At 57.8% G+C, this 12,067-nt stretch carries 6 protein-coding genes; 1 reads left to right on the top strand and 5 read right to left on the bottom strand.

Annotated features, from left to right (window positions below):
- Positions 1-276: 276 nt before the first annotated feature.
- Entirely contained in the window at positions 277-1,782 is a 1,506-nt protein-coding gene (locus ACSQ27_RS16835; protein WP_436156643.1) for a hypothetical protein, read from the bottom strand.
- Between the two features lie 272 nt (positions 1,783-2,054).
- On the opposite strand from ACSQ27_RS16835, the gene ACSQ27_RS16830 reads away from it, so the two are divergent.
- Complete coding sequence (locus tag ACSQ27_RS16830) at positions 2,055-4,892, top strand: AAA family ATPase (protein ID WP_436156642.1); 2,838 nt, start codon at positions 2,055-2,057, stop codon at positions 4,890-4,892.
- 362 nt (positions 4,893-5,254) lie between these two features.
- On the opposite strand, the gene ACSQ27_RS16825 is transcribed toward ACSQ27_RS16830, so the two are convergent.
- The 4 genes from ACSQ27_RS16825 to ACSQ27_RS16810 are packed head-to-tail and all read right to left on the bottom strand — an operon-like array spanning position 5,255 to position 12,024.
- On the bottom strand, positions 5,255-6,442 hold the full coding sequence (locus ACSQ27_RS16825; protein WP_436156641.1) for a DUF3322 domain-containing protein: 1,188 nt from the start codon (positions 6,440-6,442) through the stop codon (positions 5,255-5,257).
- Complete coding sequence (locus ACSQ27_RS16820) at positions 6,439-9,888, bottom strand: ATP-binding protein (protein ID WP_436156640.1); 3,450 nt, start codon at positions 9,886-9,888, stop codon at positions 6,439-6,441. Before ACSQ27_RS16820 ends, ACSQ27_RS16825 begins: the two co-directional genes overlap by 4 nt.
- Entirely contained in the window at positions 9,888-10,577 is a 690-nt protein-coding gene (locus tag ACSQ27_RS16815) for a DUF4194 domain-containing protein (protein ID WP_436156639.1), read from the bottom strand. Before ACSQ27_RS16815 ends, ACSQ27_RS16820 begins: the two co-directional genes overlap by 1 nt.
- Positions 10,561-12,024, bottom strand: a complete 1,464-nt coding sequence (locus tag ACSQ27_RS16810; protein WP_436156638.1) for a DUF3375 domain-containing protein — start codon at positions 12,022-12,024, stop codon at positions 10,561-10,563. Before ACSQ27_RS16810 ends, ACSQ27_RS16815 begins: the two co-directional genes overlap by 17 nt.
- Positions 12,025-12,067 lie beyond the last annotated feature (43 nt).

Raw genomic sequence — 12,067 nt, 5'->3', positions numbered from 1 at the left:
GGTGGCGATGGCTTTGGCGCGGGTGTACTGGATCCGCGCGTCACACCTCTGCTACAAGCCTGTTTATGAGCACCCTCGTTCCGCCGCTGACTGCCGGATGAACGGCCTTTCTGCAAGTGTCTGCGCGTAGCACGATTTATTTGAATATTCTCAAGCCGTGGTCACTGCCTAGCTTGAGTCCGATCCCAGCCTGTACAGGGTGTTAATTCGCAAAGTCCTGCAGCAGCTGTGGCGCCAAATATATGTGCTGAGACCGGTCATTCGCGAACGACAGCACTACACGGCCACTGCCAAAGCCCTGAATCGCGAGATCTCGCCGTAGGCCAAAACGCGGGGGTTCTGTGTTGCGACTGGGAAGCGACTCAGAACAAAATGCTTGATCGCTGTCAGACCCAACTCCCCCAGGAGCACCTGCTCGCGACCGCGCTCCTTCTCGAGGGCCTTCCGGTAGGCCCGGTCAAGGGAACCGTTGTAACGGACAAACCTGCGCATGTCGGCCTCGATCCGATTCAAGTCGACGAGGTTGTTCTTGCACTGGACGTTGTAGATCACATCATCTAGCGTCGCAACGACGTCAAACTCGGCGCGTCCGACTCTTTTGATCTCCGTGACATCGAACCCTTGCGTCCGCAGCGCAGCTTTGACCGACTTCTCGAAAATGAATCCGGAACGGATCTGGTATCGACGAACGCGGTTCAGACAAACATTCTTCCAGTGGTTCGCGAATCGACTGAGCAAGGTAACCGAAGTGACCAGGTCGCAGCCGATGCGAGTGAACGGCGCGTAGGTGCTGGTGTTGTCGACGTAGTCGGAGCCTTCAACAACAAGCGCTTTTCTGAGGGTATCGGATAGCTTTTTCTCTGAACACAACTCGTCGAAGCGCTTGACTGGCAGCCGAACGAAATACTCTTCAACAACGAGAGGAATCAAGCTGCGGATGAACGCGGCCAACTGACCATATGACGTGTCGTGGAGGTTGAACTCCGAGTATGCCGCGGCGATGAGCGCGAGATTGTTCTCTAGCTCCGCCTTGGAAAAAATAAGTCGGCGGTTCACTGGGACACGTTTGACTCCGGTGAAATCGACGTCGGCCATTTCGGTGATAGCCACTCGCTCAGGCTCCAGAAACAACAAGTCCAGCCCGTTGAAACTGTGGCTTGCCAAGATCCCCACCTCATCGACGTCCAAAGCGAAGTCCGGGTACACCTGGGCCAGCATCAGGTTTTGATGCATCGACGTTGTCCCTAGGCCGGCGGTCTCGATCAAGTACAGGAACTGATTGAGGCCGTCCAGCTCGTGCAATCGCTGAGTTCCCCGGCAAACGGCGGGAATCGTGTGAAGCAGAGCCAGCAGATGTCGTCGGCGCGACTGCAAGTAGCCGATGGCCGTGCCGACGGTCGCCATTTCCCGAGCTGCAGGCAGCTGGTGCGTTGCAAACGATGTGACGATGGCATGCAGCTGAATGAGCGTGTGCATCAGCCGCTGTGCTACCAAGTGGGAGAAGCGGGACTCCAAGCCTGCTTTGATGGATGGCAATGCCAGGAGCACTCCGCCCATGTCAAGCAGGTCCAAACCCACAATCTCTTCAAGGAGCGGCTCGCCACACAGTTCTCCAGGCAGGTTGATCAGCTCTTCGATACCGCGGAAGGTCGAGAACCAGACCTCGAATGTGCTTCTTGGCTCGAAGGGCGCCAGAGACGATTCGATGCCAACCCGAGAAAGGGTAAGCACGCGAATAGCTTCGGCCTGCGCGGCCGCGCCCGTCAATCGTTGTTTTACCATCCATCGGATCCTTGGGCAAGGCGCTGAATCGTCGCCCAGCGCCATCTTGTGTTTGAAGCAGCCTAATATAGAGTAGATCCGCCGCAAGGGCGGCCGTCGAGCGCATCGCTTCGGTGTCAGCTGACGTGCGGTCGGCCTGCAGGCCTCAGAATGACTTGTACGCTCGTTTCACCCATAGTAGTGGGGCAGGATGGGTATTACATTCCAGATGGGAAGATCAGCTACCGCTGGAGAAAGCACCTGAGAGACCGAAAACCAAGTCTTCTGCTCATATGACCTATATCCAGACGCTTGATCCAGCCCAAGAGATCCGTATTGAGGCGGTGCACCGCGGCTTCCTGTATCAGCATTTATATGCTGCCGCGTGTCTTCTTACTTCAGGGCAGATCGGTGCGAGTTCCGTGATGATCGAGCGTGACGAGGACATCGAACTTGTCACGCCGGCAGGGCGAATTTACATTCAGGTCAAGACGCGCGGCCAGGCAATCATGCCGGCGGACATCAAGTCGGCTCTGGAACGATTCGACGCGCTTCGGCAAGAGCACCTGCAGGGTCGACGGCCCGGCCGAGCGACGCTCGTAGTGGTGGTCAACCGCGCCTTGGGTCCGTCCTTGATTGAACAGGTCGAGACGGGAAAGCTGGCGGGCGACGTTGAAATCCTGTGGCCAGGCCGCGTGTGTTCTGGTGACTTTGGTCAACTTCCGCCGGCTTGGGCAGACATCGATGAAGCAGTCTTATGGTGCGTCGATCGAGCGGAGGCAGTACCGCTCGCCATGCTCGCGCCTGATTCCCTAGTGTGGAAACTGGCTGGACGCGTCCAAGCTGCGGCCGCCGGGGAGTCGCCCCATGCGGATCACACTTTCGTGGTCGCGGATTTGCCGACGCTATTCGACCAGATCCTGATTCAGCTGCAGGAATTCCCTGCGCCGCCGGAGCAGTACCGTCCCCAGGAGAACGAACCTAAAATCGACTCTAGTTCCAGGATCCGGATCGTTTCCGGCTTCTCGGGCGCAGGGAAGACCGCATGGGCGTCACAGGCGGCCACCTTTAGCAGCCACAACTGCGCTTACTTCGACTGCTCGGAGACGCCGGGGGAGGCCCTCGCCCTATCACTGGTGCGTGAGCTGGCTGCCAAATTGGCCGACGCTGGCTCGGATGCGGTGCGCAAGGTCCTGTTGCCGGGCGCCACTGGCGTCGAGTCACTGCGCCAGCTGGACATCTATCTTAAGGGCGAGGGCCTCTCACCGATCGTAGTGCTGGACAACGTGCATCGTGTTTCGGCCGAGAGCCTCAAACGCATAGTGAATGTCACATCGGCGCTGAAATTCGTGCTCCTGGCGCAGCCCCTCGGAACATTGCCCGAGATCGAAGCCCTTTTGGGCCTGACGCGGGAAACGCTGAATGGGTGGGGTGTCGACGATGTGGCGGTGGCGGCGGCTGGGTGGGGATGTCGAGGTGATGCAGCCACCATGGGACGCCTGAAGATGCTGACGGCTGGCATGCCTCTGTTCGTCAGGAGTGCCGCGACGATTGCTCGCGAAGAATACGGAGGGCGTATCGACCAAATGTGCGACGCCGTGGACGCGTTGACCAACCTGACCCAGACAGCGCAAGAGATCATCTTGGCGAAGGTCTTCGGCGCGTTCCCGCTCGCCGCGCGAGAGACAATCGCGGTGCTGAGCCTGTCCGATATCGGCCTGCTCCCAACTGAGATCAACAAGCTGCTGGACGCGGCCCTTGAGATGGACGAGCGAGCGGTTGCCTGCGTGATCCGGGCATTGAGAGCCGCTGGGGTCGTGGAGATCTATGGCAACAAGGAGATCAGACTGCATGACGCCATTCGTATTGTAGGGAGCCAGCACCTTTCAGGCATGCCTGCAGAGGTCGCGTCACGGGCTCGCGTTGCCCTCAAAAAACTGATGGTCGAGGCGTTCGAGCGTGATCGCAATACGGCGCGCTTCTCGCTCTACACCCGGCTGCTGCTGGCCACTGGGGATGTCAAGACGCTGGTAGAACTCATCGGCGAAGAGATGTTCCACGAGATGGGCGTTGCCGTAGAGGTCTGGCAAGGCCTAGAGGCTCTGGTCGCCAAAGACGGATCAGATCCGGAACAGCGGTATTGGGCTCTCGATGGTCTTGTCTTTTCGGACATGAAGCTCGGGAACATGGATCGTCTGGCGCCTAGGTTGGCGGCGATGGAGCAATTGATCGACAGCGGCGTGCTCGGCGAGGACGAAGTTCTGTCCTTCTTGATGAAACGCATGCTTCACTACTCGAATCAAGGCGACGAGGACGGTGTTCGACGCGCGATTCGCGAGTTGGACAGCCGATTGCCGGACAAACCTGTCCACCGACGCATCTTCCTATACAACGCGGCAGCAGCACTCTTTCGTCTTCAGCGCTACGAAAGCTCCATGGGTGTGGTCGAGCAGGTGATAGACGAGACGTTTGCGGTTCTCGGCATTCGCCCCGAGCAGGTCGTTGGCGCAAAGAATGCTTCGCTCTGGGCACTCATCAACAAGCCGGGACTTGATCACGCAGACATCAAGCGACTCGCGGATGCGCTTGAACTCAAGGCCATGTTGGCCGACAAGCTCCACGTGCTCGCGCCTTTCGCGCGAATCCATGCCATGAAGTTCTACAACATGGCCGGTGCCATCGACTCGCTCATACGAGTCGGACAAGACCTCGCCGACGAGTTCGTAGCTCGACATGATTTCGTCGGCGCGCGCGAGGTTCTTGAGTTGTACGTCATGCCGGTGGTCGTGGACAACCAACTGCTGAATCGACACTTGAATGTCCGCGCGCAGTACGCCGTCGTTCTGGCCTACTGCGGGTTGTACTCTGAGGCGGAGCGGGAGATGGCGCGGCTTCAGGCTTACGAGGCAGGCCTGACGCCCAAGGCCCGGCTGACCCTCGCGAACCAACGCCAGCTGATAGCGGAAATCAAAGCGAATCCCATACCTCAGTGGCGTCCGGGAGGGCATCCTCCGGCAATCCAAAGGAGCAAGCCGATTTTCGCGGGGGTCAAGATCGGGCGCAATGAACCCTGCCCTTGCGGTTCTGGCAAGAAATTCAAGAAGTGCGACTGCGTGTTGGCGTCAACTTAAATTTGCCCCACCGTGAGTGACCTGCTGACCTCAAATCAACTCGGGTGTTCCATTTACCCCGCCCGTGATATGCACAAATGGGCGGCGGTTCGAGCTTGGCATCGGCTCCCTTAAGAACCGTTTTCGGATAAAGCCGGACTTTTTGGACAATTCGCAATTACCGCTTTCAGGCGCTGAGTCTGGTTACTCGGAATCCGCTTTGTCGTCGAAAACGGTCAAAAAGCTGACCAACGACAATATTGCATTATCGATAGTCAGCGCACTTTACTATCAACGTTTGCATCGCGTCTTTGGTAGCAGATCCGCCCAGGTTCACGATTCGGCTGTCGACGTATGCGAGGCCCAGTGCGTGGCTAAAACTCCTATACGGAACAGACTGATAGTAGACGCTCCATCGCAGTTGGCCAAGATATCCGTTCTTGCTCAAGTCGCACCTGCTGTTCCCAACGGTTGCTTCGGATACCGTCATAAACATCGAATTCCGCCTCCGTAAGGTTGTCAAATGACTCAACCTTGCTGGGTTTCTCTTCTCGAACCCACATCGACCGGTGGCTCAGGAGCGTCTCTTCGGTCATAAGAACGGAAACCATCGCCGGGAAACGCCGCCTTGCCCGCGCCAACGCAGCAAAACCGTGCGTGTCCAGGTCGCCCCAATACACCTGTAGAAAGGCATCGCGTATCCATCCGATAGGGTCTAGTTGATCAACTGCCAACCCAAGACGCATAAAGACCACGGCACCTGCGATGTTTGGGAGCGCGATCCCTGTATTCTGGTTCTCCACAACTATGCAGGTGCGTGGCCGAATAGGGAGCGAAGCGAGCTCGGCAACTGGAGCCTCGATATCGCATAACCCGCCCAGCTGGCCCCTAAGCTGAGGGCATAAGACTCGAATTCGGATCCGGGATGGTTCCGTCAGAAGTCCACATACCTGGTGCAGGCTAGTGGTGTCGGGCGCATTGAAAAGGTGACGAACCAAGTCGGAAACGGCACCACGGCGTCTCTCGACCCACTTTGTATCAACGTCAGGAACTGGCAGCTGACGCAAATATAAACCTGAACGGGGACAATCGAGAAACCACTGCAGCAGGCTATTGAGCCGCTGGAAATCCTCATCGCTGTACTCGACAAGAACAGCGTCGCTTTGTCGGGCAGCAGCCTTGGAACCTGCCAATTTCGGGAACCGCTCGCACCATTGGGCGTACCTGCGCTTGGCACGATCCCAAACTGACTTTTGGCCGAGGAAAGCGGCCGCAGCCTCAGCCGAGGGGATGACGAGCCGCGTCGGCAATTCCTGGTCCCCCGACGGCCATCTGCGGCTGACCCACTGCACAGAGCAGCTACCGGGATCCCAGGCCCGCCACGTCTGTACCCATTTCCGAGTCTCTGCAAGGCCGGAGGACACGTCCTTCTGGGTAAGCTCGTGAAGGAGCACCGTGAGAGGCCAAGTTGCTTCCAGCGGCGAGACGAGCCAACTGGAATGGTACGCATCCCATTTCTTGCGAACAAGAGCATGGACTTGCTGTGGTGTAAGTCGCTTCGGCTCGGTCATGCAACAGGCTCGCCCGCTGGGGCATCGGCAGAATCTGCTGTCAGTTCCTCGGCCAAAACCTCTTGGGCCTCAAATGGCAGATCCAGCCGGCCTGTCTGATCCACGTAGGTAATGGCCAGCGCTTCAGAGTGCTTGCGGTCGCGAATACTCACAAATGTCCCGCCACCAATGAATGGCTCCAACGCCATTACATTTTTCACCGGCGTTGCCGCCACGACCTGAAACCCGAAACTCTTAAAAATGTTCATCACCATCGCAGTGAATTCATTGTCTGCACGGTCGAAGGCTTCGTCCATGACAACGGTCGAATAGGTAGGCCAGACGCCGTCTTCGCCCGCGAGTTGATAGCGCAGGGCCGCAGCCAGTACAGTGGTGGTGAGTTTCTGCCGCTGGCCGCCTGACTTTCCAGCCCCGCTATCGTAAGTTTCCACCTCGATACTGGTGTCATCGAACTCCGTTGCGGAAAAAATCACGTGCTGACGCACGTCCAAAACCAAGCTGCGCCACTTCACGTCGGCAGGCTGCTGGCTACCCAAGCGCTGCACAACAGCGTTCAGGGCAGCGAAGCGTCTCTCCATCTCCTCGTCGTCATCGTCCTTGAAGCTGTGACTCAGGGCCGCTTTCAGTTGTCCACGGAACTCGATAACTTCTTGCGTGGGCTTGTCGTCGTAATTGATTTTGAGGTAGGTGTTCTCGTTGAACGCGCACCGGCGAAGGCTGTCGTTAACCTGCTCCATGCGCTCGCCGATGTTGCGGCGTTCCTGGTCGAGCTTCGAATGCAGCACGGCTAAATTCTGGTCACTCTGCTCGCTCAACAGCGCTTTGAAGCGGGCGACGTACTCGTGGAGGCCGTCCGTTTCTAAGCGCTGAAGCTTGGCCATGAAGTCAGGTGCAGATTCCAACTTCGGGTCGAGACCTTGGGCTTCCGCCGTCCATCGGTTGCAAAAGAGGTAGAGCTTGTGTTCAATACCCTGCTTGATATCGGCAGTCTTGCCTATTGCAGTGCTTTCTTCATCGCCGATAGCTCTGACCATGGCCGTGCAGGCGGAGTCGAGCTGATCCACCGTCATTTTCTTGCCCGTTTTTTCAAATCGCGCAGCTAGCCGCTCCTTCTGCGTGGGCGACAGCGGAAACGAGAGTTTCTCCGCAGGCAACTCGTCCACGCGCTTTTGCGCATTCGAACACTCCCGCCTCACGCCAACAGCGTCGCCCTGGGCATCTAGCAAGGCCTTGCGCGCTTTGTCCCAAGCCTTGCGCTGCAAACCAACTTTCTTGTCCAACTCGGACAACTCGGGCCTCGCCTTGAACTCCTGCTCGATGCGTGCTTTGAGCGACCGGATCTCGTCAAGCAAAGCTGCAATGTTGCTATTTTCCCAGCTGAGATTCACCAAATTCTGACAATGTTCGACCTGCCTGCTCTCATTCTTCGCGGTCTCGCGCGCCTGCTCAAGTGCCTTTTCAGCCTTGTCAACATCGCCCTGTAGCGTGAAAAACTCTTCTTGGTAGGCCTGCAGCTTCTCCGCGTTTGAAAAACCCAGAACCCAGTTGCTTCTGTCATTCACGCGGCGGGAGTCGTCCTTCTCGTGAAGGCTTCGGTTGTGCTTGACTTGACCGGCCAAGGTGACGCCGCGCTCGAGCTTTCGCAATTCCTCGGCGGTATCGACGCATGCGTAGTCAAACCGTCGCAACTCTTCACTGAGCCAGTCCTTGTGTTTCGGCGCGATATCCAGCTTCCGCAGCAAGGAATTGGCGGCTGGTTGGGCTGTCGAACTCTGGGTGGCCCGACCCGCCATACGGCGGTAGCCAAGACGCAAACCCAAATGGGTGCGGTCTACCCAGGCGGCGACATCGCTGTAGTAGCGCTCTTCAACAAGAATATCTCGCGCTAAGCCCCCAAGCACCCGTTCGACGGAGCCCGTCCATTGGCTCTCCTTGGCCTTGACCTGAAGCAGCTCACCAACGAAAGGCAGTTCCTCTTCGGGGATGCCAAGGTCGTGACACATGCGCTCGCGAATTTCGAGAAGGCGCGCCGGCAGGTTGGACGTACGACCTTCCATCGCGCGGATTTCTTTCAGGAGCGCGGCGAAACGCTCATCCAAGGCATTTTTTTCCTTCTTTCTGTCATCGAGCAACTTCTCATGACGGTCGGCCATCGTTTCGCGCCCTTCGAAGATCACACGCGCCTCGGACTGGGCGATTGCGAACGTCTCCGGTGACGCTGGTAGCGCCCAATCTAGTGCCTTGCAACTCAACACCATGCGCTGGTGATTGGCGGATACGTCAGGCACCCTGACACGCTCAGCCTGCTCTACCTGCGCCTGCAGGTGCGCAAGCACATTTCCACCGGCGCCGGCCCGGATCGTCAGAAGCGCGTTGAAGTCGTCTTCTTCCCGCCTGTCCCTTGTTTTGAGTTCCTCAATACTCGCCTCAAGGCCCTCCCACTTGATCGTCAACTCTCGAATTTGCGTCAGCAGCAACTCGTTTCTGTTTTGCTCGCGCCAGTACTCGACCCCGACCTTTTCCTCAGCCAACAGCGATAGCAGCAATTTCGTCTGTTCATACGCGGTAAGACCATCACGGACCGGACGAAGCGCGTCAATCTGGTTGCGCGCCGTGAGGACAGCCTCGTGCGCAGCGTGGAGAACCTGGAACTCATTAACCAGGGTGTCAGAAACTTTAAAAGTCTCCGGGGGATCCAGCATGAAGTCGCGTAAAAATTTGTTCAAGTCGCCCAGATCCTTGGCGGACTGGGTCTTGTGCAGTAAGCGCAGCGCACGGTCGCTTTTAATATCGAACAGACGCATGAAACGGGTCTCATAGGCACCGAATTCATCCGTGAAATATAGATCCGAAAGCTTCGCCTTTAGTCGTCTAACTTCGAAGCCGGCACCCTCGTCTTTGAAAAACTCGAGCTCCCGCAAGTTGAACTCATGTGTCGCGATGAAGAATAGCCTGTGTACATCTGACTCCGCTGATGCGTTCCCCTTGATCCAGAGAATGCGTCCGAGCACGACTGTGCGACCGGTTCCATCCTGGTAAGTCTCTGAAATAGCGGACCAAGTGGTTCCCGTACGCAGGTAGCGTTTGACCTTCTCGCCCTCCTCTCCGGTCTGCGTAGCCCATGCACCTCGAACATAGGTGGCGAGGCTGCGGTCGCCTGAGCCCTTTTCGGAGCTGCGGGCCGCAGTATTGAAGTCCAACCAGCGCGGAGGTGTCAGTAGGGAGGTATGGCCATCCAGAAGCGTCGATTTACCTGAACCTGATGGCCCAAGCACCAGGTGGCCTTGCGACGCAATGTGGATTTCCCGCAGCTTGTCGAATGTGCCCCAGTTATAGGTCTGGATACATCGAAGCTGGAACTGAAATTCCCGCCCAGGATGAAGTGCCATGGCGGCTCGGAGCGTAGCGGGAGGAGACAGTTCCCCAGCGATGGTGATGGTATCCATCAAAGCGGCCCCTCCGCCGTAGAAACGGAATCCGCCGGCAGGTGTCGCCGGTAGGCCTCAGTGAGGGCCTGGATTTCCTCCGCGGGAAACAGCAGTCGCAGGCTGGCTGAGATTTCGAAACGGTCCTCTGCGCCAGGCAACTTCAGAAGCACGCCTAGCTTTTTGGCCTTCTCGATGGCACCTTCGGTCTGGCGTCCGAAGCGGGACATATCGACGTTGTCGCTGCGCTCATAGGCTTTCAGGTACTCGGTCATTTCCAGTTGATCGACGACCGCCCGCTCTGCCTGCGCGTCGGAATGGGTGAACTTCTGCCGCAGGAAGAGCAGCAGCACCGATTCGAGGAAGCTCAGGCTCTGCTTGCGCAGCAGTATAGGCACCTCGACCTCATCGGAGACAACCTGACGCGTAAACGCTACCTTGGTCTCATTGTCTACAACGAGCTCCAGGAAGATGTCGTGCAGACGGGACTTGAGGTCTCTTTCATACCGCTTGAAGACGCCCCAGAGCTTCTCGTGCCGGCGGGCGTCCAGGGAGGGGCCTTGCAAAAGACGAACCAGCACGCGGCGCGCCGGTATCGGCAGCGTGCCCGTATCGCCCGCAAAACGTGCCTCATTTTCCAGAGCAACATCGTCCTCCCCCTGGTCGCTATAGTCGAAGTCGTCTGAATCTGTGTCAGCGGGCGAATTCATGTTCTTTTTCCTTCAGGAAGTAAACGGCCGGGACGACCGCGCTGCGCGCAACCGCATCCATGCCCGTCCAGTTCACTTGTGCAATGCTAGGGGTCACTTGTCCGTAGCGCAGGGCCAGATGGATGTAGCCAACAACCGACCCCAGCCCTTGACTGGCCGGATAGACCCGCAGTAACTCCTCAATGCCTACCACTGGGGAATGCTGCAAGCACTCGTAGATGTTGCGGCGCAAAAGACCGAAGTCGATCTCGGAGTTGCGAACCATGCTCGCGATATCTTGCAGACTCATGCTTGATTCGGGGGCGTCCTCCATACCGCCAGGCGCAGCACGGTCTGCCGGATCGTAGAGCCGCCATTGAGCCGCCGACCGCAACTGGGCGCTCGGCAGCCATAACGAGAAGCCAACATCCTGATTGGGTCGAATATGCTCCTTGATGGACAAGGCGTCGCGTTGGGACACTCGCAAAAGAGCACTGAAACGTCGCTGCTCCTGATATTCCCGACTCTGGACAAAGTTACGCAAGCTGCGCGAGAACGTCTGCAGCACCTCGTGTACGTTCCCACCCTCGTCGAGCAATCTGTTTGTCAAATTTCGAAGGAACTTTTTTTCGCCGGCACCAAGTTCGCTCGCAAAGTCGCGCGTGACCACTTCTGTGAGCGACTCAGAGAAGATGGTGGCCTGCTCGATGTCCGTAAGTAGTCGCCAAAAGGCGTAAAAGGTTTTTCCTGCAGGTGTCTCGCCAATGAGGTCCATGCCTGCAAACAGCTGCTCCAGAACCTGACCGCGACTACCCTCATTGTTCAACAGGTCGGCGCGGAGCTGTCGATTGAGCTGATCGAAGTCCTCTCGTACGCGCCGGAAGTCTGCCACCAGTTCATCAGCTAAGCCGATGATGTCCCGAGCGCGTTCCAGCGCGCGCTCGGCGGGCAGCGTCTCAACTATCCCGCGTCCCACCTGCTCGAGCTCCCGGTCGATTCGGGCGCGCTCGGCTAGTAAAGCAGAGCGTCGGCTACTCGGGTCGGGGTTAGTGTCCTCAGCCAGTTTCGTGAGCTGCTGCATAACAATGGCCAGCCGGCTTTCCGTGGCCATGGCGCGAGGCTGTAGGACACCTTGCAGGAAGCGGATGGCAGTGACCGCGTCCGTTGTAAGTTCGTATTGCTCCTCTTGGGCGCCGGCGGGCAGGCGCCGCGTAAGCCATCCCTCCGACAACCACAGAGCCAAATACGCTTGGGCCGTCTGCGCCATGTCCTCTCCGGCGCTTTTGAGTAGCAGCAACTCTTGCTGTAATTTTTCGAGCAGCACCGAAGCGGAAACGACCTTCTCCTCCCCCAGCAGCAGATCTTGCAGCACCCCTAAGACCATCGGAGCCTTATCTGAGGCCAGCAGCCTCCACAGCGGCTGTTCTCGCAGCTGCCGCAGCTGAGCAATTGTCTTGACTGCGCTCACTATTCGCCGTTAAGGTTTTCGTGGAACGGTCGAAAATGGAGCA

The organism is Polaromonas sp. LjRoot131 (assembly GCF_964252805.1).
GTDB lineage: Bacteria > Pseudomonadota > Gammaproteobacteria > Burkholderiales > Burkholderiaceae_C > Polaromonas.
This window is presented reverse-complemented; position numbering and strand designations above follow the sequence as displayed.